This window comes from Paenibacillus sp. ClWae2A (assembly GCF_032452295.1).
GTDB lineage: Bacteria > Bacillota > Bacilli > Paenibacillales > Paenibacillaceae > Paenibacillus.
In genome coordinates, this window is record NZ_JAULSQ010000001.1 from 1055505 (window position 1) to 1079474 (window position 23970).

Below are 23970 nucleotides of genomic sequence, written 5' to 3' on the forward strand. Positions count from 1 at the left end.
TCACCAAACTTTAAACTGGAGATTCATGGAATGCGGTGAAATATCTAATTTTTATCATGAAGCATATAACCGATCCCACGCACAGTATGAATCAGTTTCACACTTCTTCCCTTATCCACCTTAACCCTCAGATGTTTGATATACACGTCCACAACGTTGGTATCCATCGCATACTCATACCCCCATACCTCTCGTAAAATATCACTCCGGGTACATGCTTCATTCACATGCAGGGCCAAAAATTCCAGCAATTCGTACTCTTTTGGGGTTAATGTCAGGTATTCACCCGCCCGATTTACCCGTCTTGAACGCAAATTCACTTTAAGATCATGAACTACAATTACTTCTTCCCCCTCTGGGGTTGCATTCGCAAAAACACGCAATAAGTTTCGTATTCTGGCGAGCATCACGGTCAAGTGGATGGGTTCCTCCATCACGTCATTAGCTCCGTAATCAAGCCATTCCACGATGCACTGAGGAGATGCATTTGAAGTGATAACTAGTAGAGGTGTAACCTGACCTTTATCTATCCACCGTTTTAACTCTAATTTCTGATCCTGGCCACAATGTTCCTTTCCTTCTTCCCGGTCTATCAGGATGATCAGGTTAATACGCAGCAAAGAAGGTTCAACGGATTGGTTTAGTTCGGACCACTCCATTCGTTGCACCTCATACCCTTCGGTACATAAAACATCCTGAATAAGGCTGACCTGCTCTCCTGCTCCAATCAGCAAAATGGCTGTTTTCACTCTTTTTCACCCGGCCTGTCTCTATCCCCGCTGCTCGCAGCAATGGTTGGTACAGATAGCATGCCGTAAAATGAAAAAGTCCATTCCCTCAAGGGAATAGACTTTGCTTCTTTTTTGCTTTAACCAAAGTAGCGATGAACGAGCGTACGTGCTTCAGCTGTATCTTTTGTTCCGTGTACGAGGACACGTCCATCTTGGAAAATGACCATTCTATGGACTCCTGTTGTAAAAGAAACCAGAAACGGATTGGATTCCACTTTTCCCTCTTCAAGTCTATTCAGGCGATCCGCCGTATGTTGAAGATCCAGATTCATACGCCGTGCAGGGCGGATCTGAACAGTATCCCTGCCACACAACACATCGGTTTTCTCCAGATTGGACGCAGAAAGATATGGATACGTTGCCGAAGTGCCACAGGAAGGACAGTCTTTCTTTTTTGCACCATCCACATTGATGGATATGTATTCGTTCCTCCACACGTCAAATGACAACAACTTGCGCCTCATTGCATTTGCATTGCCGCTAAGCAACTTCATCGCTTCTGCTGTCTGATTTGCCGTTACCATCTGTACCGCTTGGGGTATGATGCCAGACGTATCACAGGTATCTCCACCCAGAGGGACTTCACCCAGCAAACAATTTAAACATGGCGTATCTCCAGGCATAAACGTATAGGTGATGCCGTAACTACCTACGCATCCACCATAAATCCAGGGAATACGGTGTTTTTGTGCCATATCGTTAATGAGTAGTCGGGTATCAAAGTTATCCGTTGCATCCATGATCAAGTCGGTATGCTGGACGAGTTCTTCCAATTCATCTACTCTGACATCCAACACTTTCCCTTCCACATGAACCGTGGAATTAATAGCAGATAATCGTTTTTCCGCCGCCATTGCCTTCGGTATCCGCTCCATCGCGTCCTGTTCTACATATAATTGCTGCCGCTGCAGGTTACTCCACTCCACATAATCACGATCCACAATCGTTAAATGTCCTACTCCTGAACGAACTAACGTTTCTGCAATCCCTGTTCCGAGTGCGCCAGCGCCTACAATTAAAACTCTGCTGCCCTTTAATCTGGCCTGGCCTTCCTTGCCAAGTGGCGCGTAACGTTCCTGTCTGGAATAACGATCGGCCTGTTCTGAGGATGATGATGTTAATTGATCTGTCATGTATGAACCATTCCTTCCACCGGACTACTGGCTGCTGCATAACGCTTTACGGGAATCATGCCTGCTTCATATGCCAGTCTGCCCGCTTCTACCCCCAATCGCATCGCTTTAGCCATGCCCACTGGATCTCCTGATCCGGATACAGCTGTATTCAACAATACACCATCTGCACCAAGTTCCATCGCATAAGCAGCATCTCTTGGGGAGCGCAATCCTGCATCCACAATTACAGGTACAACAGCCTGCTCAATGATGATCTCAAGGTTATAGGGATTGATGATGCCTCTGCCAGCTCCGATGGGAGAAGCGCCAGGCATTACAGCATGTACGCCAAGCAATTGCAGCCTTTTGGCCAGAATGACATCATCCGAAATATAAGGCAATACCGTGAAGCCCTTTTCAAGCAAAATTTCGCAAGCCTTGTACGTTTCAATCGGATCTGGAAGCAATGTTATTCCATCTCCGATGACTTCGACTTTTATCATATCACAAAGTCCTGAAGCCCGCGCAAGCTCGGCAATCCGCACCGCCTCTTCCGCAGTGGAAGCCCCAGCCGTATTCGGAAGAAGAGTGTATTTGTCCAGATCCAACGTATCCAGGAAATGCTTCTGGTTACGTTCCTCCAGATTCAGACGACGAACAGCAAAGGTTAAAACTTCCGTTTCAGATGCTTCCACAGCCTGACTTTGCACTTCCAGATCCGAAAACTTGCCTGTTCCGAGCAACAATCTGGACTCAAACGTATATTTACCAATGTTCAACATCATCAACCGCCTCCTACAAAATGTACAATCTCAATTCGATCGCCTTCTCTTAATGCCGTTGACTCATGATACTCACGCGTTAAGATATGCCTGTTCAGCTCAACAACTACAGTCTTGACTTGCAGGTCAAATGATTTAAGCAGTTTATCCACACGATTCAATCTGTCTTCAATCTCCATCCGTTGACCATTAACGATGATATTCACTGCACCACTCCCTTTCTGTTCAATCGCTCAGGGCTCAGCGCCTCAATTCCGAGTTCTTCTGAGCTTTTGCCAGCGAGCAACTCAGCGATAAGCCTGCCTGTTATCGCACTAAGCAAGATACCGTTGCGGTAATGCCCAAAGGCGGCGAACAGCCCGGGTATACTCTTGCAAGCACCTATATAAGGCAGTCCATCGGGAGTTGCCGGTCTTACGCCTGCCCAAGCTCGTATAAATTGCGCTTCTTTCATCCCAGGCACCCAGTGGGTAGCCGCTGTTAGCAGCTTCTGAACACCCTGTACAGAAACGTTCAGATCCGTTCTGCCTGGCAGACTGGTTGCCCCGAGCCAAACTTCGCCATTGGCTTTGGGAACAATATAGATATCCTCTGCATACACCGTTCTGTCAGGTCTGTACCCTGCATGTTCATCTGAAAACTGAACGGCGGCTATTTCTCCTTTTACCGACCACACAGGCAAGCTCAGATTCACATGTGTCATCAACTCTTCACTCTGTAAACCAGCCGCTATAATGACATGTTTGCATTTCATCTCACCGATCGATGTGGTGATCCCCTGCACACCGTGTTCGTTTGCTTGCACACGTATATCCGGTATGTCCTCCATAACACGTGCTCCCAATGCTTGAGCGGATTCGGCGTATGCCTTCGTTAGATGGACTGGAAGAATCTCACTCTCGTAAGGCCTGTAGTAGGCTCCATAAGTATCTCTGTTAAGCCATGATGCCTCCTGTTGCACAGTGGAACGATCCCACCATACCTCATCAGCAGACAAACCAGAATTTCGATTGTTCTTATAGCTGCTTAATTCACTGTATGATCGAAAAGGGGTTAGGAATCCATGGCGTTGCAGGCCAACCTCTACCCCGCTGAGGGTAGCCATTAACACTTGATGCTCGATAAGCAACTGTCTACTCTGCCTGGCAAGCTTAGCCATCAAAGGATGAGCAAAATCCTCACTATCTGCCCCCAGCATTCCAGCCGCTGCGCAAGAAGTGCCTCCTGCAATCGCCGAACGCTCCAGCAACAGTACATCCTGTCCACGGGAAGCAAGCTCATATGCGATGGCACAACCAATAACGCCTCCGCCTACAATAATCGTTTCTGCATGAATCTTATCCGGATTATCAGTAAAAGCTTTGCTTCTTGATTCCGTTTCAGATTTCAGTTGATGACTGAAATGATTCCTGTTCTGACCCGTTACGATCTCTTTCATCCTCTCATCTCCTTTATTCAGGGGCTCAGACTTTCTGTAGCAACGATAGCCTGCCTTAATAATGCAACCGCCCGATCCGGGGAATCGCTCGCCCATACATTCGAGATCACAGCGACTCCCTGTACGCCTGCAGAGCGAATAGCGTGAATGTTTCCCGGTTCGATGCCACCGATCGCCATGACAGGAATGGAGACACGCCTGCACACTTCAGCAAGAGCATGTAATCCTCTTGGTTCAAGATCAGGCTTACTGTTGGTTGAGTATACATGCCCGAAGAAAAGGTAATCGGCTCCCCGTTCCTCAGCGATTTTTGCCTCATCGATGGAATGAACAGATACACCCAGACGAAGTCGCTGCACATTGCTTATAACAGTAGGGTTACAGTTGCGTATCGCATCTTGCCCCCAATGTACACCGCCATAGATGTCATTCTGTGAAGGCAGTTCTGAACCATTGACAACGATGCGACAAGATGGAACGCCAATGCTACGCAGACTTTCAGCCCAACCGATCTTGTCTTGCCATGAGAGTTGTTTCTCTCGTATGTGAATATAGTCCACCCATGGCCAAACGTCCTTTGCTGCTTTTACAAAAGATGCTTGATCCCCTGCACCCGTAGATACAACATGCAATTCAAATGATCCGTGTACATGTTCATGAGAAATTGCCGTACCGTTCATCTCCTTCCATGCATCAATGCTATGAAAAACACAAAAAAGCCACTCCCGTAGGGGAGTGGCTGCGTATTAATTATAGGACCAGATGACTGACTGATGCATACAGTTCATTTCGTGTAATAAAGCTATAGACCTTATAGCCATAACGTTATACACGCAACTGCATGTTTAAATCGCTAAGCAGACGGTTGAAATCCTTTCGAGTTGCCGTTTGCTCACGTCATTCACTGAAACGCGCTCGCCACTTCCCTACGCTGGTATGATCCAGATCAGGTGCAAAGGGTCCGGAATCGCATTCTTCCATCTCAGCCGCATCGTGCGGCCCCCCTAGTGTTCATATGAAGTTGTAGCCTATGTTACCATAGACAGATTTTTTTGTCACCGTCATTTCTGTTAAACATTGTCTTAAATCATCTAGTTTTTCTCAGACCATTCTTCGACATTCCATGTTTTGGTGACCCAACCCTCGTAGAAATCAGGTTCATGAGATACCAGCAACACCGTTCCCTTGAATTCTTGCAAGGCACGTTGCAACTCAGCTTTGGCTGTTACATCCAGATGGTTCGTCGGTTCATCGAATAAAATCCAGTTGCTCTCACGCATCAAGAGTTTGCATAAACGAACCTTTGCTTGCTCTCCACCACTCAGCATGTTAAGCGGACGAGTAATGTGCTCATTTTTCAACCCGCAGCGAGCGAGATGACCCCGGACCTCATTCTGGGTCAAATGTGAAAACTCATTCCAGACATCCTCAATCGGCGTGATATTTCCAGCACGGACTTCCTGCTCAAAATAGGCCGTTTCGAGATAATCTCCCAAAAAGGTCTTTCCACTGAGTGGAGATATTTTTCCCAGGATGGTTTTCAGCAGTGTCGATTTACCTACACCATTACAACCTACGATGGCAATTTTCTCACCACGTTCAATTGTCATCGTCATTTTGGGCAGCAAAGGATACGTGTATCCAATTTCAAAATCAATACCCTCAAAGACCGTTTTGCTACTCGCGCGGGCATCCTTGAATTTGAACGTTGGTTTGGCCGCCTCATCTGGACGATCGATACGTTCAATCTTGTCCAGCTGCTTCTCCCGGCTCTTCGCTCGACCTGAAGTTGAAGCCCGCGCCTTGTTACGCTGAATGAAATCTTCCTGTTTCTTGATGTACTCTTGCTGCTTCTCGTATGCATCAATATGCTGGGCTTTATTCATATCAGCCATCTCAAGAAACTTGTTATAGTTTGCTGCATATCTCGTTAATTTGGCAAATTCCAAATGATAAATGACATTTACGACTTCATTCATGAATTCCGTGTCATGAGAGATTAAGAGAAACGCGTGCGGGTAGTCCTTCAGATAACGTGATAGCCATTCAATGTGCTCTACATCCAGATAGTTGGTCGGCTCATCCAGCAAAAGAGCTGTAGGTTTCTCGAGCAGAAGCTTGGCAAGAAGCACCTTGGTACGTTGTCCACCACTTAGAGCTGCGACATCTCGATCAAGACCAATTGCGGACAAACCAAGACCATTGGCCATCTCTTCCACTTTTACGTCAATCAGATAAAAGTCACCCTGTTCCAGTTGTTCCTGAATATCACCCATCTCTTCCAGCAACTGCTCCAGCTTATCTGGGTCTGCATCTGCCATCTGGTCCGTAATATTCATCATTTCTTTTTCCAATTCAAGCAACGGAAGGAATGCATCCTTAAGCACATCACGAATAGTTTTGCCTGGCGTAAGCTTTGTATGCTGATCCAGATATCCATAACGGACCTTAGGTGTCCATTCCACTTTTCCACTGTCTTTAAGCAATTTACCGGTAAGGATGTTCATTAATGTGGATTTACCTACACCATTGGCACCAACAAGTCCTACACGCTCTCCGGCAAGTAAACGAAATGATACATTTTTAAATAACGTGCGATCTCCAAAATTGTGACTCACGTTCTCTACTGACAATAAACTCATAAGATGAGGTTGCTCCTATCTATTAGACATTACTTTTATTATTGTTTCGAAACCCTATTCTAGCACAGGTCCCGTCTTTTCTGAAAGTAATGTAAACAGTTCAGGAACCTCTTCCATGATTTTGTCATACAGGATTCCCTAACGATTAGAACATTTATATTCGAAATAGCCTTGTGCAGCTGCTTGTCTTGCTTCTGTGAACACCTCTTCGGCACGGTAACTATTACCACATGTGGAGGGATAGTAGTATTTGATACCTGTTAAAGGATCTACCCCACCTACGATGGCCGTTTTCTTCACAAGTCTGCCTCCACCAATTGCGTAATTGTTGATCTTCTGGTCACCCACACCTATACCTTGGATAAAGGCCATAATCCCTGTATCATTTATGGAGTTGTACCAATCTTCCTGCGCAATCAGGGGCATCGTAAATGTATAGGAAATACCGTTCTTTCTGGCAAACTCATTATGGCGGTTAATCACATCAGCCAGATTATCCTGCACAGTAGTCACAATCCGACTTCGTCTAACTTGTTCAAATACGCTGGTATCCTGAAGTAAAGGAATCTGTGTGCTTGAAGCCAGTTCTTTTTGAAATCCCTCAATCCATTTCCCTGCGCTTGCGTCATAGGCATATACGTAGTCGTCCAGTGTAAAGTTAATACTGTTCCCATTTGAATCTGAGTATGTATAAGGTTTCTTGGGGCTCCATACTTGCCTAAAAGAATCTTCACGGTGACCCGTCATATCTGTTTCTGTGGAAAACATATAATAGCCATCGTAATCCAGAATAACTACGGCAGGAATGTAATTAAACATGTTTCGAATAGCTGCGGGATCATCCTGAATGCCCATATTCAAAGCCATCGTCTGAGTGAATGTCAACAAGGCAAGCTCCTTGTCGGCTTTAACAAACTTGGTTGAATCATAGCCTGCTTCATCATTTTGTTTCTCATTCTGATGCATCACTGCGCCTGCATCCATGACTGCGGTTTGAAGTGCAGTTCTGTATCGATGTCCAAGATAGTTAGCCTCTTCGGCATCTTGGGTATGGAGTGAGATGATCCAGAAGAGCGGGAAGAAGATCAGCACGAATACAATGGATAGCTCAGTAATCTTCATTGAGGACCATACCTCCGTATGTTACAAATACCGCTGAAGCCTGAGCCGTACCACTCAACCATTCACGAATGAGCATGGAAGGTGTACGATTTGTATTTTGGAGCGTCACGGTGAAAAAATCCCCTGTGTTCAACGTATATCTTCGGCCAGGATCATCAACCGGTATCACACCTGAGGCCGGGAATAGTCGCTCTCGAATCTGTGCTGAATAATATCCATCCTGTACAACCTCATATGTCCCGGTAAAACTGTTATGGTCCATCTGGTCTGTATAATGAGGTACATATTTCTTATGCAAATGTTCCATCGACACCTCGTACAGATTGCCCGTCTGGGCCAGTTGCTCCTCAAACTCAGCCAACATTCGAGGTGAAATATATCCTTTCGTTCGGACAGCATCAACAAAACGTGTTACATTTTGAACAGCCGTCATACGTGCTATATCATCCTGCCGATTGGCTGTTTCAGCAGCTGGGTACACATAAAGCAGAAGGACTGCGAGCAATACGGCAAGCAGCTTGGATGCAGCATTAATCAATTCACACTGGTCTCCTTCCAAAAAACAATCTTGAGCAGTTCTCCAGTTTCATTTCGTATAAACTCTGGTCTGTAGATAGCATCGAGGTGGACAGGAATAGTCGCTGTTTTGCTGACAAGTGGATCGATCACATAGGAAGTCCCGTCTACCTCCACAGGAATGCCTGTACCTGTCATCTGTCTCACGGTATGCAACACTTCCGCACCACTATACTGATACGGATTGGTGGTATGCAGTGTTGTTGTCAGCCGACCTTCCATGCCTGCTGTTGTCTGTACTCTGTCGTTCAAGGCCGCTGATAAAATCCTAACATTCTGTTGCCCGTACAGGCAGGCTGTCACAAACAGGACAACCGCCGTACAAAACAACATAAGATGCTGGGTATTCCGGGACATGTTAAACCAACTCCTGTCAGGATTGCTGGAAGATCAGCCCTCTTACCACGTTGGATCGGTCTTTTACGATAATGGCTTTGAATTTACCACTTGGATTGACATATTGATTGTCTTTTTCACTCATGGTCTGGTTAATAATCCCCACTTTGCTGTCAGGATCAATAACAGAGCCGTAGTCCGCATTATTGAGATCCTGCGAAATATTTAATTGATTGCCGTACCATTGACCCGCTTTATTTTTACCTGTAATAACTTGAATACCGAACTGATCCTTGTCAGCATATTTACGCAGTGCATTAGTAACCTGTGATCCACTGATGGTTGTTCCGTCATACACCGTAAATGCGGCCTGGGACAACTCGGTTTGGATATCAGCAAAATTGTTCTGGGCCGTCTTGGTTGCCTCCTGAGCCGAAATAAACAACAGAACTACAATTGTGATCAGAGCGATTGTTAAGAAAATCCCTGCTGCCACCTTTAAAGCGCTTGATGCATTGTTCATGATAAATCCTCCCAAGTTATAAGTTATTAAACTATTTCAGACTGTCACACAGATGAACTGTGCTACAGTTTCTGAATTTGCTCATAATAAATGTTCATCTGCAAGAAGCTCATGCCAACTAATGGAATGACCAGATACAAAAAGATAAGGGCGTACATAGGAGTAAATCCAATGGTTCTTCCCCATGATGCTTTGACATCTATCATTTTGCTGTACTCTTGCTTGCGTTGTTCAAAATAGAATGCCATCATGCTCTCAAGATCATCGAAGGCTTCACGTATTGAGATTTTGCCAAGGGCAAGCTGCAATTTATCAACCAATCGCTGGAACTCGGGCAAGCCCGCCTCTTCCTTTAATTGTTCAAGTGCAAGCTCTGGACCATGTTCAAAATGCAACAAACATTTTTGCAGCGGTCGCTTGAAAATGACGGCAAATCGATTAAGCCATTCCAAAATCTCTTCGACTGACATCCTGTCCATCTCACGCAGAATGGATATCACTGTCTGGAATTGATAGATTTCATGTCGCATATCCAACCTTCGCATTTTTCGCTGAAATAACATGAGCCATATGGGCATGTAGTACCCTGCTACACCCATAAGAATGGCTATCATCATTTCCCACCAGCGTACATATTGCTTGTTATACACCTCAAGTTTCTGCATAATGCGCGTGATGGTCTCATTCTGGGTATCATGGTCCATCTGAACGGGAGATAACTGCTGTAACGCGTTGGAGACTTCTTCGTATGTAGCCCCTCGGTTCATTTCTACACTTTCCAGCACGGATTGATCCAATGCTGTTTTTTCCTCAGCTTTCCTGAGATCCGCTTCAGCCATTGCACCAAACATTCGATCATCCCGGATCGGATCATGCAGGATGTGGTTACGTTCAACCTGGTGCAACAGCAAGATGCAACCCATCGCAAGGACCAAACAACCTGCAAATAACATCACTCGACGAATGGCAAGCCATTCGTATTTCAACTCTGAGCTGCTCTCCCGCATGAGCCGTATCGTTTGACTGTACTGTGCACTGCCAGGTTTTGCTGCAAACAGCATCGCCAATTTCCGTATAAAGGTCTGCCTGTACAGCAACTGATCCAACCATGAGTGCTTATGTCCTGACCGGTAACGAGTTTCATCGTATTGCTGGAGCCTTTGCAGAAGCAAATAAGCAAGGATGATGATGACATAAATTGATATTTTGGTAACAAAACCGATTTTGCTGCGATAAAATTCATCCATCGTTGGAAAACTGACTCTGGCCCAGCGTTCGATTGGAGCGGTGAACAATACCGGAGCTAGCGCGATGATATTAAGTCCTTTGAGCAGGTAATCCAATTTATCACGCCGCAAAATCTCCAGATGAATCTCCTGAGTCAGGTTACCAAGTCCTTTAAGATAAATAGAACCTTGTGCTCTGTCCTTATCCCCAAACTCCATGACCATATAGGAAACGCCTGCGAATCCTTTGAGAAAACGGTTGGGAGCCACCTCATAATAACGCTCAAGTGCTTCATTCGGATCTGGAGAAGTTAGAGCTTCGTAGATGAGTCTTACTTGTTCTGCTGCTTCTCCTGTACCTGCTTCAGCGGCTTCATAGAGCGCTTCCTCAACCATGCCATGCTGATGATACCGATGCCTTACATCTGCGAAGAGATCCAACATCTGCACCAGCAACCTTTTCTCCATACGACTGAGGCACATATCCAATACCAAGCTGTTTAGCACCACAGCACAGAGTACGGAAAGTATTACAAAAGCGATACCCGGCTGCAGAAGAAACAGAATGACACTTATGCCTCCATAACCTCCAAGAATAATCAGAATCACTGTCATCGTCAGCCTGCGAAGTGAAGGCTCATCCCCAACATGGCGGAATGAAATACGTTTCTGCACCTGTAGAATATAAGCTGATAGCAGTGGCACTTTCATTCCAAGACGGTAGGACTGCAACAAGATTGATCCCAGTCCCTTGAATCCCTTCCCGCTAGGAGCAAAAATCATGCCGGATTGACTTGCTGAACCACCTCCTCTGTGACGTAACATACTTAAAACCAGAAGTGTGATCAGCAAACCTCCTGCACAAATACTTAATACGAGGAGCAGAATCCATTTAATTGTCATGCTGATCACCCCAGTGTTGCTTCATAAACTGTTCAAACTTCTTGGCATCCTGTAATGTCATCTGTTCTCGCATATCCATCATGCTTCCAGAAGAGATTGGAGCTGTTGCAACATACGCTCCATTTCTGTACTCCACAACATTACGAAATGTAAAACCTGCCCTCTCTTCCACGCTGTCACCTTGATTCGCACGAGGAAGACACTCCGTAATACGTTCGATATATCTTCGTCCCTCAGCATCTTTTTTCATATGAACATCGAAATTGATAACACTCACAACCTGCTCCTCAGCAATATGTTCATGCTGGAACATACCTGTCTTGAGCAAGGAATTACGGAGGGAGAAGACCAGATCACGAAACGTTTTGGCATGGTGGGTAAACAGGGTGAACAGACTGGCAACCTGAGACATTTGAATCATCCATGCGGCCACCTCATCACTCGCAACCTCACCGAGAATATTGACGGTACCATCCGTTTTTTTCTGCAAATCAAGTCCTTGTTGACCTGAAATGTGTTCAGTCTCTCGGAAACTCAAAATATTACGTCGGCTATAGATCCGTCTTAATTGAAGTTCGAACGCCATCTCCTGCACCCGAAGGGTGTACGATGCATAGATGTGTTTGACCATAGCCATAAGCAACGTCGTTTTGCCAGAACCCTGTGCCCCGGTTACAGCTGTAATCCGGCTTCCTTTCATCAGGTATTGAAGCAATGTAATTGGCATATCTGCGTTGTTACCCGTAATTAACTGTTCAAGTGAAGCATTCGGAATATCAAACTTCCGGACGAAGAATGCCCATGATTCTGCAAAAGGAGGACGAACAACAACGACACGGGAACCGTCTTTCATCTCATTCACTTTGTATCCACTTGCTTCCGACAACTGTCCGGGATAATTGTATTTATATATATTCTGGCATACCCTTTTCAGTTCACGGATGCTGCCAAATGACAGAAAGGATAGATGAATGGACTTACCTTTATAGAAAACCCAGACACTTTCCATGCCGCTAAGCGGTTCTTCATGTGCATCATCCTCCAGTCCTTGATCCAGCAAATCATTCCATGATGCGGGTTTTCGAAGTCCCATATTATGAACAGCATCAAGCATACCGCTGACACCACCACTAACACCGTCAATACGCTGGTCCCTTATCTCATCAACAACCGAGAACCCTTTGTAATGTTGGTAGATACGCTGCACGATGATATCCGTCTTTTCTCTGAATCCAAGCTCTCGATATTCACACTCGAAAACATAGCGAATGTCTTCCTCGGAAATATAATAACTGCCTCCATCCTCCGTACCTTCCTCCATTCTCAGTCTGCCAAGATCGTAGGTATCAATCATTCGGGAGAGTGCATCCACACCAAATTGCTGTCGGTACAGATAAAACACAATTTCGAATCGGTCCTGGATCGTCAACAAATCTGGTTCTGCAAACAAAATAACTTCATCTATATTAGATTTGTTCAGCCCTATGCTTCGGGTCAGCAGATCCCCTATCAGATTTTTGACATACGTTTTGTCGCTGATACTGCCTGAGACACAGCCCTTCAGCGCTTTTCTCATCTCGGCACGTTGATTGATTCTTCGGCGATATTCTTCTTCGTGCAGACCCGCATCCGCGAGCTGACTATGACTAAGCTCATGAAGTGAGTTCTTCACCTTCTCAATCAACATGTCAATCGTGAACGATTCCTGTTCAGGAACACGAGCATTCTTTTCACGCAGAAACGTTCTATACTTGAACCAGATATAAGTCAGGCACAAAATCAAAATTAAACTTATCCATATGGTATTCCAGAGCATCGGAGGTTCAGGCTCCCCTTTCCAGCCTCTTCAGAACTGTGCGCATACCTGCACCGTCCATAATCAGGCGAGCGAGTTCGCTCATGCTTGCAGCAAAGCTCCCTTTACGAATATCCTTATCCTCAGTCAAACTTTCCAACTGCAAGTATCTAGCGACATCTCGCCGATTCATTGCATCCAGGTATCCGGTTGTGTACGGGATCGCAGATATCGTGCCTTTGTATCTGAACTGGCGCCGAATATTGGAAAGCGTTGCACGGGAATGCGAATCGTATTTGTTAATGACAACATGCATATTCTTATTGTTCATTCGTTCTGGCAGGATCTCTTCAAAGAACAACTCCAGATTTCGCATATTTTGATCGAGATTAATTACAACATAGTCCGCTTGTTGCAGCTTGAGCTGTAAATCGACACCAGCGTGATCCGCATCCAGAAGAACCAGATCATAATACTCGTTAGCTACTTTCAGCAGCTTTTTCACTGTCTCATCATGTTCCTGCGGGGAACGTTCCATCTCATCAATTCTTCCGGTTAGGAAATCAAGTCTTTCCTTCAGAAGTGGCTTGGTATAATCCCTCAGATTGTGCTTATTCAGACTTCCGCTCGAATGCAGCCGTTCAATCGCATCCCAGCCACCCTCTTCGAAGGAGAACATATAGTCCGCTGAATTCGTATCTTTGGATGGTAGGGCAGCTTCTGTGCCAGTTCCGGCAAGGCCTGCATTAACAAGTAACACTCTTGTCCTGTAGTGAAGTGCCATCGCATAAGCACTAATTAATGTGCTTGAAGTGCAACCCGTTCCCGCAAAAGGGCTCCAAAAGGTAATGGTGCTCATGCTCTCATCCTCTCTGCTTCTTTCATTGCACGGCGACTACGAACACTTTCCCAACCTGTTAACTGCTCTACCACACGACACAACGATTTTTTGTAGTTTCGTGACAAAGGTCCCAGATGAACTCGGCGATGATGCTCATTCTCAAGCTTAACCGCGGCTGTTAACTCATCCCATGGAAGCACTAAAGATTCTCCTGTCCACACAAACGGACTGCCCTCCAGATACGCCCACAGATAACGAGCTTCAAGCTTGCAGTCAACCCCGTTAATTAAGAGCCGCTGAAATGACAGTTCACCAGGCAATGACTGTTCTTCAAGCAACCGCTTCAACCAATCCTTGCCACGTTCCAGATTGTAACGCTCATAATCACTCACCCAGACTCTTACATCAGCGGTTAGCCAGAGATTACGTGAAGCAAAATGTGAGGTCTCCATGTCATATAACACATAGTCATAACTGTCCAATCGCTCTCCATTTACTTCAAGATGATTCTCTACAGCTGCTGAAGTGACAAAATGACAAGCGATATCAAAACCTTCAAATTCCGTAATTCGCAAAGACTGCTGACTATCACCTACGCCGTACCCATACTTCTGTTGTAAGGTTCCATCTACGAGCAAGACCTTGTTGCCTGTCGAAGCCAATATCTTGCAAAGATATAACATCAGATCATTCTTCTCACATAAACCCGCAAAGATCCATGTATACATAGATGTTACAACTCCTTTCTTTTTCTAAAACTCCTTGTTATCTGAATTATTATAAAATAAACCTCGGATTTCGCTCTATTCTCCACCCGTTAGCAAGCTCTGTTGTTCTGTTTGTGAAGCTTCAGCAGGATCATTCACGCTTCCAGAATTAGCTCCTGCTCCGTTTCCTGAACCATCATTCCACATCACTCCATCCGACGTTGCCGGATTATTGGCTGATGGACGACTGTTATAGGTAACTGAGGATTGTGCAACATCCTGTTCAACCCCTTTTGACGGTGCTGTCACGGAGGCGGCCAGTGAACTTTCAAGCGAACTTCGCACCTGTCTGGATAACTCCTGTTCGGCTCGTCGAACAATATTCGGATCACTCTCCAGCAGTTTTAACACTTCTGAATTGGCAGGATACGTCGCGATTGCAGGTGTCTGAAACTGTGGTTCTACATAGGTTAAGGCATAGATTGAAGCTTTATGTAAATAGGCATCTACAATTGCACTTGAGAGCGACAGAATCTCTTCCTCCGTCATCGTAATCCATAAGGTAGCTGCATTAAGTCGTTCCACTTTCTTCTTCGATAAAAGAACATAGTCCTGTCCGGTAGGGAATTGGATACGAACATCAATAATATCTCCCTTAACGAGTGAGGACGGCAGTAATACAACTTGCAGCTCTCGATTTCTTAAATCGGGCGGAGCCGGTGTATCCTCATATACCATCTCAGTGGTAATGGCTGTTCCTTTTTTCAACTCTATTTTGGCCACTTGGCCCTCCATTTGCTTGGTACTGGACCAGAGATTTCGTGGTGCTTGTGCATCCGGAACAGCAATGAGCTTCAGATCCTCGGGTAATATCGGTTCACCTGCTTCAATATCGCGAATCGTTACCCATCCTTGTGCTCCTGAATCCCATTGTTGCTTTAATTCAGCTTCCTTTTCCTCATATGCCGATAAATACCGGGCTTCTAAGGCTGACCTGACATCACCCATCGTTTTGACATTATAAATAACATATCCTCCGAACACCAACCCTACAGCTCCTGCTCCGATAAGCCCAGCATAGATCAGTTGACGGCTTTGTTTTCTTAATTTAGACAAAAGAGGCTCTCCTTTCATAATCTCTTCTAATCATGTACTTTCCTTCGTGAAAAAAACGAACGTTTCTTGGGCTGCTGTGCCATCATATGCGTTAAAATATGAGAAAACACTTTATCCATCTGTACATCCTTGTCAAAAGGATCAATATGTAACGGCAGACCATATACACTCGATGTATCCAGAGCTTTACGAATGCGCTGAACAGCCTCACTTGCTGCCAAAGGCAGACAATATATCCATTTCTCTCGTGGATACCGATGATGTGATCGAACAAAAGCGCCAATCTCCGCCTGTCTCCATTCGGCACCTGAGCCTATAACAATCGGCAGATCTGCACGCAGGAATTCTTCCAGCCGATTCTGGTCCTGACCACTACCAAGATCCATCACGATGAATTGATAACTCCCTCCAAGCAAAGACAAAATATCCGCTCGCCCGGATTGTTTCCAATAATGCACACCATCCACTGCAAACTGTCTGCCTGCTGGCACCGGTTTACCCGCTTGAGCGATTTGTTGAATTCTTGCAAAGGATTGAGAGCGAGGTGACATTTCAATCACAGCTACTTTGAAGTTTTGCCTTTCGAGATAATGACTGATAGCTATAGCAGTGTGGGTAACCCCTACACCAGATGAAGCACCAGTCAAGGCAATAACTCTTGTTCCGCCATTCAAGGTCATGGTTGCATCTCCACCAGGCGTTATTCCACCGGGTATTCGGAGCAGTTCCTTCCGCACCTCATCGGCAGATTGGAATCGCTCCTCGGCATTATATCTTAACAGTCTTCTTGCCACAGGGATGTACGTCCGTGGAACATCACTTCGGATAGAGCTTTCCACACCCTGAATCCATTCCGTATAGGCCCCACCAGTCATAAGATACAGCAGCAATGCTCCGAGTCCATATAGATCTGAACGCGCATCGGTCTGACCCGAGCCATATTGTTCTGGAGCGGCGAAACCAGCTGTTCCCAACTTGACGGTATCTTCGGCACTTTGCGGTTTGTAACTTCTGGCGATGCCAAAATCGATTAATCTTACTTCATGTTCCGGGGTGATCATGATGTTTGATGGTTTCAGATCCCTATAGATCACAGGTGGATTCAGATTATGCAAATAACTCAACACATCCAGCAATTGAAGTACAAGCTCCGTCAACTGCTCCATCGGGATCTTCCCACGACACTGCTTGAAATACTCACTGAGCGTTAACCCTTCGATGTATTCCATCACCAAGTACGTGTACCCATCTTCATCCGGAACAAAAAAATCAACAATTTGCGGTAATCTTGGATGGCGAAGAGATGTCAGCAGAGCCGCCTCCGTCTCCATGCTGCCTTCATATGGCATAGCCGTTACGCTTTCTTTAATTGCCCATATCTTGCCCGGCAGCTTCAAATCCTCTGCCTCGTATACATGGCTCATTCCGCCTGTTCCCAGAATGGATACGATACGATATCTACCTCCCAGCAGGCTTCCGCGTTCCAGCCTGGCCGGATGTCTCATACCAATTCCTCCTTCAATTCACAACAAAAAAGGGAAAGCTTCACCGAAGAAGAACAGACCGGATATCCGGTTTCGTTCGCTTCGGGATGCTTTCCCTCAGGTTTGTTATGGTTAATATTGGTATCATTATAGTACAGGCAGGAATAGATTGTAAAGCACAAAATTTAATGAGCTTAATCGAATCAATTTCATAATACCTTTAGCTGCTTTAATCCAGGCTAGATCTCTTAATATTTGACCATATAGAGTGTAATCTCTTCCCGGTTATGGAACAACTGCTTGGAACGTTGAATCTGCATCCGTGAACGCTCAAACGTATCGATAACATCTTTAATAAGTGCGAGCGGTTTTTTATGCAATAACTTTACGGTAACAATCGCTGTTCCCCCGGGTTGCAGGCTATATAGAAGGTCTGATACAAGTCGGCTCATCAGCTTGGGACTCCAACTCATATCACATACGAGCAGATCGAATTCTCCTTCGCGGAAGCGCACATCCCCTGCGTTTTTCTTCAAGAAAGTCAGTTTTGGTGATGCCAGCAGTGTTCCATCCATCTTCGCCGGATCTACCGCCGTTACTTCAAGCCCGCGTTCAAGCAGGAACGAGGTCCATCCACCTGGTGCTGCACCAATATCAAGTGCTTTATGAAATGAAGTAAAGTCAATGCCAAACGTTTGCTCGGCTTCAAGCAATTTGAACTTAGCACGTGAGATCTGTCCATCTTCTTTTTGAAAACGCACGGCTCCCCCACTCCAGTCTGACAGGTTCTGTTCAGGTCTGGATACGCCCGCATACAACATATCATTCGCAGCAAATACGGAAATGACATATTCAGCATCACGTACAACCCATTCACATCCTAGTTCATCCAGCTTTTCAGTCAGCAATTGCTTCAATGAGGCTGCATTTTCTTGCCAAAAAGCCCCTTCTGTCTTCCGTACCTGCAGTACGACAGAAGCACCGGTCAGTTCCTTATGATTCAACACAAATGCAATCAATTTCTCAATAGACTGCTCCGAATCTTCTGTATTCTCCTGAAACTGAACAGGCTGGATATGACGTAAAAACGTTGGATACTCTTCCAACAGTTTACCTGCAACTTCTTCCTCCGCTACAGGCAGACCCGCAAGCAAAATTTCTCCTGGTACGAGTACTGTGCTCTTGACCGCACCAAACGTACGGCGTAATTCTTCCTGTGCATAAGGGGCAAAGCCATGATTGGCCGTGCAGATAAAACGGGAGAAGTTGCCTTCTTCCCAAGACGATTGTGTACTCAAATTGTGTTACCCTCCAGAACGTACGCGTATCCACGGGCGACCTTCATCCCACTGGATATCGACCGGGACATCGTACGTATGCTTAATTGTATCTTGTGTCAAAACTTCATGCTTGGGGCCAGCCGCCGCAATACGTCCATCGCGGATTAAAGCCACATGCGTAAATAAAGGTACGATCTCTTCAACATGATGTGTTACATACACAACTGTAATGTTACGCTGGCGCAGACGATCAATCTCGGCCAGCATTTTCTCACGTTCATATAAGTCTAGCCCGGCACAAGGCTCGTCCATAATCAGCAATTTTGGCTCAGCCATTAATGAACGAGCAAGCATGACTTTTTTTCGCTCCCCTTGGGATAACGTTCCAAGCGGGTTGTTAGCCAGATTGGCAAAGCCCATGTCATCTAACAGACTCATTGCCTTTGCTTTTACTTCATCAGGAATTGTCTGATAAAAACGCAAAAAAGCATAAGCTCCTGTAGCGACGACTTCCCATACCGGATCTCTGGGTGTGAGTTTCTCAATCAACGTTTGGCTGATATAACCGATTTCCTTACGTACTTCCCTGACGTCACATTGTCCATACAGATTACCCAGCACTTCAATGCGTCCCTGGCTTGGAAACATATATCCGTTCATCATTTCCAGTAACGTTGTTTTGCCAGAACCATTCCGGCCCAGAATAACCCAATGTTCGCCTTGTTCTATGCGCAAATGTACGTCATCCAAGATTTGATTCTCTTCTCGTCTAAGTGAGACATGTTCCATCGAAATTATACTCATTTCAGCACCGCCTTCCGGATCTCCGAGAGCAAATGCTCCACAGAGCTCATCCGATAAACCATTTTTGGAACATCTTGCTGGCCGTCAAACAGCATCACGGCTGGTACGCTTGAAATTTGAAACTGTTGTACAAGTTCAGGAATGTCATGAATGTTCATTTCGGATAAAATACCTTCTGGCAGCATGTGCTCAACGACCTCTAACATACGCCGTGCTGCCGCACATGTCCCACATAAAGGGGTATATATAAATACAGCCTGTGGCATGCCTTCCCATACGCCGCGCATTAACATTTTGGATGTAATTGGCTTCATTAATTTTCTTCTCCCGCAGCAACACGCAGCATGACCTCACCCGTCATTGGACCATTATGAATGGTTACCGAATCCGGTTTATTGCTATATAACATCTCGTACATCTGGCGTTTCCCAAACATACTGGACGTATGCAAATAGATTTCACGCGGAAATAAACCTTCTCTTACAATGGATGCTGCAACCTCTCCGCCATTAGGCGAATCCGGACCAAGCTCATAATCCAGAGACAAAATGTCCACGTCACCTTCTCTTAGCAGCATCAGGCACTCTTCAGCATTGGTTGCCAGAACAAATCCTTTCGGACAGGCCCGATAGTCATCCAAAAAAACATGCATACAATCGCTCCTCTCCCCATTATAACCAGGAACGCATGAGCGCTATATCATCACGGTGCGTTCCATCTTCGCCCGTTTCTGTCTCGAGCACAACAACCGCATTTTGAAACTCAGGCGCATTTAACAATGCTTTCATTGATTCATTTCCGATATATCCCTGTCCGATCCTTGCATGTCTATCCTTACAAGAACCAGACGCATATTTGGAATCATTAAAATGGACAGCAGCAACATTATCCCAATACCCGAGCATCCTGCCCTTATCGAGCATCGCCGCTTCGTTGCCTGACAACCACAAACCTGAAGCAAAAGCATGGCATGTGTCAAAACAAAAAGCAATATGCTCCGGATATCGGCTTAATTTGCGAATCTGTATCATTTCTTCCATTGTCGTGCCCATCGGGCCATGATCACCTGCCTGATTCTCAATCAGAACCTTCGAATGTCCATTCCAATTCTCCAAGGCGGTATCCAGACAATGAATGAGGTTCTGATAACCCTCCAGCGGATTGTTTGTTTTGATATGTCCAAAATGGACCACCGTCCCAACAGAACCGCAAGCATTCGAAATTTCAAGATCATTGCGAATAGAAGCTATTGTAGCATGAAACCCCGCCTCTCCACGGGTCATGCCCAACGCCGGATTCGTGGGATAGGGTGAATGTGCAATCGAAGCAAGTCCCTGCTGTTCACACCAATCCCTGCACTGCTCAGCATCCTTGAGATCCAGACTTTTCAGGCCAAGACTACGCGGGTTCTTCGGAAAATACTGAAACGCCGTTGCCCCCATCGCATGTGCTCTCTTGGCTGCCTGAAGAAATCCGCCTCTGGTGCTGACATGTGCCCCGATTCCGGTTTTAGGCTTCATGCTGGCATTTCGGACAGAAGAATGCCTTCTTGCCCGTAATTTCCACTCGTTCAATCGTTCCCCCGCAGCGCGGACAAGTCTCGCCTTCCCGGTCGTATACGCGACATTGCTCGTCAAAGCTTCCTGTCTTCGTATCCCCTTGCATCAGTGGCATTTCCATATAACCGCCCTCAGAAGCTGCTTCGCGCAACACGGACTGCATCGAATGGAACAAGCGCTCCACCAGCTCAGGTGAAGTCGCGATGTTCTGCGTTTTGGAGCTAGGTCTCAGACCAGCAGCAAAGGCAATCTCATCCGAATAACAATTGCCAATCCCTGCAATGATATGCTGGTTCACCAACGTTGTCTTGAGCGTACCCCGACGACCTTTCAACAGAGAAGCAAAACGTTCCACGTTCATCCGTCTATCCAAAGGTTCAGGTCCAAGATCAGACATCGCCTCTTCGGTTTCTTTCGAAGTAAGCAGATGTAAATAACCCAAGCGCAGTCCGATAAAGAATAAAATGTGATCGCCAAACTGGATTTCCACTTGTGTGGAACGATCAGGGCGTTCCTCTTCCGTGCCCCAGAAAATCATACCGCCCAGCATGAGGTGCAGCACCAGACGTTTGCCATTAGCCAAGTGGAAAATCAGATGCTTCGCTCGGCGCTCAACAAATATGATGCGATTGCCTGTAAGTTCATTGGTGAACAGATCAGGCTCCGTATTTATCGTTTTATCGCGGTTAATTACAACACCTGTAATCAGTAGATCAAGTATTTTCTCGGACAGCAAGGTCCGGTAATTTTCCATTTCCGGTAGTTCCGGCATCGTACATTACCCCTTTTTGGAAGCTTGGTCTGCCTCTTGTGACAGCCACTCCATCAATTTATGCAAATCTTCAAACACATGATCAGGTCGAGCCTTGGCTGCTTGAATGTGTCCATCCATATTATCTCGTGTCGTCACACCGGTAAGTACCAGCAACGTCTCACATCCTGCTGCGACTCCAGCTGCAATATCGGTTCGCATATTGTCCCCGATCACTGCCACTTCATGAGAGGCCAAGTTCAGCCGGCTGATGGCTGACTTCATTATAACACTGGATGGCTTGCCTATGACTGTAGGACGAACTCCGGTTGCGGCTTCAATTGCAGCTCCAATGGTTCCCGCTCCAGGTGTCAGTCCATCATCGGAAGGAAGCTGCAGATCCGGGTTGGTCATAATGAATTTTGATCCCGCATTAATCCACCTTAGCGCCTTGGTCAGTTTATGATAGGAAAATTCACGATCAATCCCCTGTATCACGTAATCTGGTGCATCTTCCGTCAGCTGTAGTCCTGCTTCTTCTATGGCTTCCAGCAGTCCTGCTTCTCCAATACATGCCACTTTTGCACCCGGGGACTCTTCAGCAACATATTCAGCAGCCGCCACAGCAGAAGTACATACTTGAGACGCGTCGGCAGGTATGCCCATCCCGTTCAGATGATCGGCCACACCTTGTGGTGTACGGGAAGAATTATTTGTTACGAATAAATACGGCTTTCCTAGCTCCTGCAGTGTTCGAATAAGCTGATCGGCTCCTTCGATACGATGTCTGCCATGATAGAGCGTACCATCCAAGTCAATCAGATAGGCCTTAATCACACACAGCACTTCCTTTCTTTATTCCATTAACGTTTCATGTCCTTAATCAATTTACCTCGAACTTGACCGCGAACCTATGTATTTCAGGCAAAAAATAATGGCTTGCTGACATGTGCACGCAACAAGTCGAACCGGATCGAACACCGACGGTTTAACTCGCGCGTCTTCTGTACAAGCTTGTCATTTCCTGCGCTTTCCCGGAAAATAATTTGAATCATTTCCCTCTTCATATTGCCCATCCTACACGCTTTCTGACCAGATTGCAAAAGGGACCGCGGGAGTTCCTCTCCCTCAGTCCCGTGCAATTACCCGGATCTTTATATGTCGTGTTTAACCGTGCACTGGTTCGCAATCATGGTTAAGATTCTTGCTTGCGATGCACGACAGGAATAAGCTGGTGTTCGTTTGCAAGTCTGGTATTCGGGAATACGGACTGCGCCTCTTCCAAAAGTGGCTGCAGTTGATCCTCATCCTTATAGCGTGAACTGAAGTGAGTCATGATTAGTTGTCCTACATTGGCTGCTCTAGCCGCTTCTGCCGCTTGTTTAGAAGTACTATGATAGTACTCATGCGCTGTATCGGCCAGATCATGCATGAATGTAGCTTCATGCACAAGTACATCTGCATTGATGGAAAGTGGCTGTACGTTGTCACATGGACGTGTATCACCCAATATGGTGATCACCATACCTCGTTTTGGCGCTCCCAATACATCTTCTGGACGAAGCGAATCACCGTTATCCAGCGTAATGGTTTCTCCACGTTTCAGCCGGCCGAACAATGGGCCTGGTTTCAAACCGTATTCCGCCATTTTGGCTAGGTCCAGGCTTCCTGGACGATCTTTTTCCGTAATCCGGTATCCATAACTGTCAATCCGATGTTCAAGCAAAGCAGCTTCCACGAAAAAACTGTCATCCTCGAACAGGACGCCGCCCGTATGTTCCACGATATTCAGATCATAGTTAACCCGGGATTGGCTCAGCTCCATTGTTGTACTGATCATTCGTTCCGTACCTGGCGGACCATATACGGTTAATGGTGTGGTGCCACCTTGATAGGCTCTGCTCGAAAGCAGTCCTGGAAGTCCAAATACATGATCCCCATGCAGGTGAGTAATGAATATTTTCTCCAATTTGCTTAGTTTAAGCGGAGAACTTAAAATCTGGTGCTGCGTTCCTTCCCCGCAGTCAAACAACCACAAAGCTCTGCGCTCATCCAACATGCGTAGCCCAATGGAAGTTACATTCCGTTGAAGCGTAGGTACACCAGCATTAGTTCCCAGGAAATATAGTTCCATTCTGGATCGCACCTCTTTCTGTTGCCAGCAAAAAACCTCCGACAA

The 23970-nt window shown here is 46.0% G+C and carries 25 protein-coding genes and 1 riboswitch; all 25 genes read right to left on the reverse strand.

What is annotated here, in order from left to right:
- Positions 1-44 precede the first annotated feature (44 nt).
- The 25 genes from QVE09_RS04360 to rnz all read right to left on the reverse strand — a co-directional run bounded on the left by QVE09_RS04360 (position 45) and on the right by rnz (position 23925).
- Entirely contained in the window at positions 45-749 is a 705-nt protein-coding gene (locus QVE09_RS04360) for a winged helix-turn-helix domain-containing protein (protein WP_315935832.1), read from the reverse strand.
- 119 nt (positions 750-868) lie between these two features.
- Positions 869-1924, reverse strand: a complete 1056-nt coding sequence (locus QVE09_RS04365; protein WP_315935833.1) for a ThiF family adenylyltransferase — start codon at positions 1922-1924, stop codon at positions 869-871.
- A complete protein-coding gene (locus tag QVE09_RS04370; protein WP_315936094.1) occupies positions 1921-2688 on the reverse strand; it encodes a thiazole synthase in 768 nt (255 codons plus the stop codon). The genes QVE09_RS04365 and QVE09_RS04370 overlap by 4 nt, the downstream gene beginning before the upstream one ends.
- A gap of 2 nt (positions 2689-2690) precedes the next feature.
- A complete protein-coding gene (thiS, locus tag QVE09_RS04375; RefSeq protein WP_315935834.1) occupies positions 2691-2894 on the reverse strand; it encodes a sulfur carrier protein ThiS in 204 nt (67 codons plus the stop codon).
- Entirely contained in the window at positions 2891-4126 is a 1236-nt protein-coding gene (thiO, locus tag QVE09_RS04380) for a glycine oxidase ThiO (RefSeq protein WP_315935835.1), read from the reverse strand. The genes thiS and thiO overlap by 4 nt, the downstream gene beginning before the upstream one ends.
- Before the next feature lie 17 nt (positions 4127-4143).
- The gene (locus QVE09_RS04385; RefSeq protein WP_315935836.1) at positions 4144-4806 is read right to left on the reverse strand and encodes a thiamine phosphate synthase; all 663 of its coding nucleotides are present in this window, start codon (positions 4804-4806) and stop codon (positions 4144-4146) included.
- A 226-nt stretch (positions 4807-5032) separates the two neighbouring features.
- Positions 5033-5142: riboswitch (TPP riboswitch) on the reverse strand.
- A gap of 75 nt (positions 5143-5217) precedes the next feature.
- Entirely contained in the window at positions 5218-6768 is a 1551-nt protein-coding gene (locus QVE09_RS04390) for an ABC-F family ATP-binding cassette domain-containing protein (protein ID WP_062834886.1), read from the reverse strand.
- A gap of 138 nt (positions 6769-6906) precedes the next feature.
- Positions 6907-7890: a hypothetical protein gene (locus tag QVE09_RS04395; protein ID WP_315935837.1), complete on the reverse strand. Its 984-nt coding sequence runs from the start codon at positions 7888-7890 to the stop codon at positions 6907-6909.
- Positions 7877-8428: a hypothetical protein gene (locus QVE09_RS04400; RefSeq protein ID WP_315935838.1), complete on the reverse strand. Its 552-nt coding sequence runs from the start codon at positions 8426-8428 to the stop codon at positions 7877-7879. Before QVE09_RS04400 ends, QVE09_RS04395 begins: the two co-directional genes overlap by 14 nt.
- Positions 8425-8823, reverse strand: a complete 399-nt coding sequence (locus QVE09_RS04405; protein ID WP_315935839.1) for a hypothetical protein — start codon at positions 8821-8823, stop codon at positions 8425-8427. Before QVE09_RS04405 ends, QVE09_RS04400 begins: the two co-directional genes overlap by 4 nt.
- 16 nt (positions 8824-8839) lie before the next feature.
- Positions 8840-9325, reverse strand: a complete 486-nt coding sequence (locus QVE09_RS04410; protein WP_315935840.1) for an ABC transporter permease — start codon at positions 9323-9325, stop codon at positions 8840-8842.
- 62 nt (positions 9326-9387) lie between these two features.
- Positions 9388-11454, reverse strand: a complete 2067-nt coding sequence (locus QVE09_RS04415) for a hypothetical protein (protein WP_315935841.1) — start codon at positions 11452-11454, stop codon at positions 9388-9390.
- On the reverse strand, positions 11444-13270 hold the full coding sequence (locus QVE09_RS04420) for an ATPase, T2SS/T4P/T4SS family (RefSeq protein ID WP_315935842.1): 1827 nt from the start codon (positions 13268-13270) through the stop codon (positions 11444-11446). The genes QVE09_RS04415 and QVE09_RS04420 overlap by 11 nt, the downstream gene beginning before the upstream one ends.
- A gap of 7 nt (positions 13271-13277) precedes the next feature.
- The gene (locus QVE09_RS04425) at positions 13278-14108 is read right to left on the reverse strand and encodes a CpaE/TadZ family protein (protein WP_315935843.1); all 831 of its coding nucleotides are present in this window, start codon (positions 14106-14108) and stop codon (positions 13278-13280) included.
- Entirely contained in the window at positions 14105-14818 is a 714-nt protein-coding gene (locus QVE09_RS04430) for a hypothetical protein (protein WP_315935844.1), read from the reverse strand. Before QVE09_RS04430 ends, QVE09_RS04425 begins: the two co-directional genes overlap by 4 nt.
- A gap of 75 nt (positions 14819-14893) precedes the next feature.
- Complete coding sequence (locus QVE09_RS04435; protein ID WP_315935845.1) at positions 14894-15913, reverse strand: SAF domain-containing protein; 1020 nt, start codon at positions 15911-15913, stop codon at positions 14894-14896.
- A gap of 26 nt (positions 15914-15939) precedes the next feature.
- A complete protein-coding gene (locus QVE09_RS04440; RefSeq protein WP_315935846.1) occupies positions 15940-17418 on the reverse strand; it encodes a serine/threonine protein kinase in 1479 nt (492 codons plus the stop codon).
- A 227-nt stretch (positions 17419-17645) separates the two neighbouring features.
- The gene (locus QVE09_RS04445) at positions 17646-18695 is read right to left on the reverse strand and encodes an SAM-dependent methyltransferase (RefSeq protein ID WP_315935847.1); all 1050 of its coding nucleotides are present in this window, start codon (positions 18693-18695) and stop codon (positions 17646-17648) included.
- Positions 18696-18701: 6 nt separating this feature from the next.
- Complete coding sequence (locus tag QVE09_RS04450) at positions 18702-19481, reverse strand: ABC transporter ATP-binding protein (RefSeq protein ID WP_397386998.1); 780 nt, start codon at positions 19479-19481, stop codon at positions 18702-18704.
- Positions 19478-19795: a thioredoxin family protein gene (locus tag QVE09_RS04455; protein ID WP_062834898.1), complete on the reverse strand. Its 318-nt coding sequence runs from the start codon at positions 19793-19795 to the stop codon at positions 19478-19480. The genes QVE09_RS04450 and QVE09_RS04455 overlap by 4 nt, the downstream gene beginning before the upstream one ends.
- A complete protein-coding gene (locus QVE09_RS04460; protein ID WP_315935848.1) occupies positions 19795-20133 on the reverse strand; it encodes a cyclic-phosphate processing receiver domain-containing protein in 339 nt (112 codons plus the stop codon). The genes QVE09_RS04455 and QVE09_RS04460 overlap by 1 nt, the downstream gene beginning before the upstream one ends.
- A gap of 19 nt (positions 20134-20152) precedes the next feature.
- Entirely contained in the window at positions 20153-21001 is an 849-nt protein-coding gene (locus QVE09_RS04465) for a deoxyribonuclease IV (protein ID WP_315936096.1), read from the reverse strand.
- Positions 20991-21812: an Fpg/Nei family DNA glycosylase gene (locus QVE09_RS04470; protein WP_315935849.1), complete on the reverse strand. Its 822-nt coding sequence runs from the start codon at positions 21810-21812 to the stop codon at positions 20991-20993. Before QVE09_RS04470 ends, QVE09_RS04465 begins: the two co-directional genes overlap by 11 nt.
- Positions 21813-21818: 6 nt before the next feature.
- Positions 21819-22628 carry a TIGR01457 family HAD-type hydrolase gene (locus QVE09_RS04475; RefSeq protein ID WP_315935850.1) on the reverse strand — a complete coding sequence of 270 codons (810 nt, stop codon included), beginning with the start codon at positions 22626-22628 and terminating at the stop codon, positions 21819-21821.
- Positions 22629-22986: 358 nt separating this feature from the next.
- Positions 22987-23925 carry a ribonuclease Z gene (rnz, locus tag QVE09_RS04480; protein ID WP_315935851.1) on the reverse strand — a complete coding sequence of 313 codons (939 nt, stop codon included), beginning with the start codon at positions 23923-23925 and terminating at the stop codon, positions 22987-22989.
- Positions 23926-23970 lie beyond the last annotated feature (45 nt).

Excerpts from the sequence above, each read along its gene's own strand:
- QVE09_RS04425 (WP_315935843.1), bottom strand. The coding sequence starts at position 14,108 with ATGAGCACCATTACCTTTTGGAGCCCTTTTGCGGGAACGGGTTGCACT.
- QVE09_RS04395 (WP_315935837.1), bottom strand. The coding sequence starts at position 7,890 with ATGAAGATTACTGAGCTATCCATTGTATTCGTGCTGATCTTCTTCCCG.
- rnz (WP_315935851.1), bottom strand. The coding sequence starts at position 23,925 with ATGGAACTATATTTCCTGGGAACTAATGCTGGTGTACCTACGCTTCAA.
- QVE09_RS04460 (WP_315935848.1), bottom strand. The coding sequence starts at position 20,133 with ATGCATGTTTTTTTGGATGACTATCGGGCCTGTCCGAAAGGATTTGTT.
- QVE09_RS04415 (WP_315935841.1), bottom strand. The coding sequence starts at position 11,454 with ATGACAATTAAATGGATTCTGCTCCTCGTATTAAGTATTTGTGCAGGA.
- thiO (WP_315935835.1), bottom strand. The coding sequence starts at position 4,126 with ATGAAAGAGATCGTAACGGGTCAGAACAGGAATCATTTCAGTCATCAA.
- QVE09_RS04465 (WP_315936096.1), bottom strand. The coding sequence starts at position 21,001 with ATGAAGCCTAAAACCGGAATCGGGGCACATGTCAGCACCAGAGGCGGA.
- QVE09_RS04370 (WP_315936094.1), bottom strand. The coding sequence starts at position 2,688 with ATGTTGAACATTGGTAAATATACGTTTGAGTCCAGATTGTTGCTCGGA.
- QVE09_RS04470 (WP_315935849.1), bottom strand. The coding sequence starts at position 21,812 with ATGCCGGAACTACCGGAAATGGAAAATTACCGGACCTTGCTGTCCGAG.
- QVE09_RS04410 (WP_315935840.1), bottom strand. The coding sequence starts at position 9,325 with ATGAACAATGCATCAAGCGCTTTAAAGGTGGCAGCAGGGATTTTCTTA.
- QVE09_RS04455 (WP_062834898.1), bottom strand. The coding sequence starts at position 19,795 with ATGAAGCCAATTACATCCAAAATGTTAATGCGCGGCGTATGGGAAGGC.
- QVE09_RS04440 (WP_315935846.1), bottom strand. The coding sequence starts at position 17,418 with ATGAGACATCCGGCCAGGCTGGAACGCGGAAGCCTGCTGGGAGGTAGA.
- QVE09_RS04390 (WP_062834886.1), bottom strand. The coding sequence starts at position 6,768 with ATGAGTTTATTGTCAGTAGAGAACGTGAGTCACAATTTTGGAGATCGC.
- QVE09_RS04450 (WP_397386998.1), bottom strand. The coding sequence starts at position 19,481 with ATGAGTATAATTTCGATGGAACATGTCTCACTTAGACGAGAAGAGAAT.
- QVE09_RS04420 (WP_315935842.1), bottom strand. The coding sequence starts at position 13,270 with ATGCTCTGGAATACCATATGGATAAGTTTAATTTTGATTTTGTGCCTG.
- QVE09_RS04405 (WP_315935839.1), bottom strand. The coding sequence starts at position 8,823 with ATGTCCCGGAATACCCAGCATCTTATGTTGTTTTGTACGGCGGTTGTC.
- QVE09_RS04385 (WP_315935836.1), bottom strand. The coding sequence starts at position 4,806 with ATGAACGGTACGGCAATTTCTCATGAACATGTACACGGATCATTTGAA.
- QVE09_RS04365 (WP_315935833.1), bottom strand. The coding sequence starts at position 1,924 with ATGACAGATCAATTAACATCATCATCCTCAGAACAGGCCGATCGTTAT.
- QVE09_RS04430 (WP_315935844.1), bottom strand. The coding sequence starts at position 14,818 with ATGTATACATGGATCTTTGCGGGTTTATGTGAGAAGAATGATCTGATG.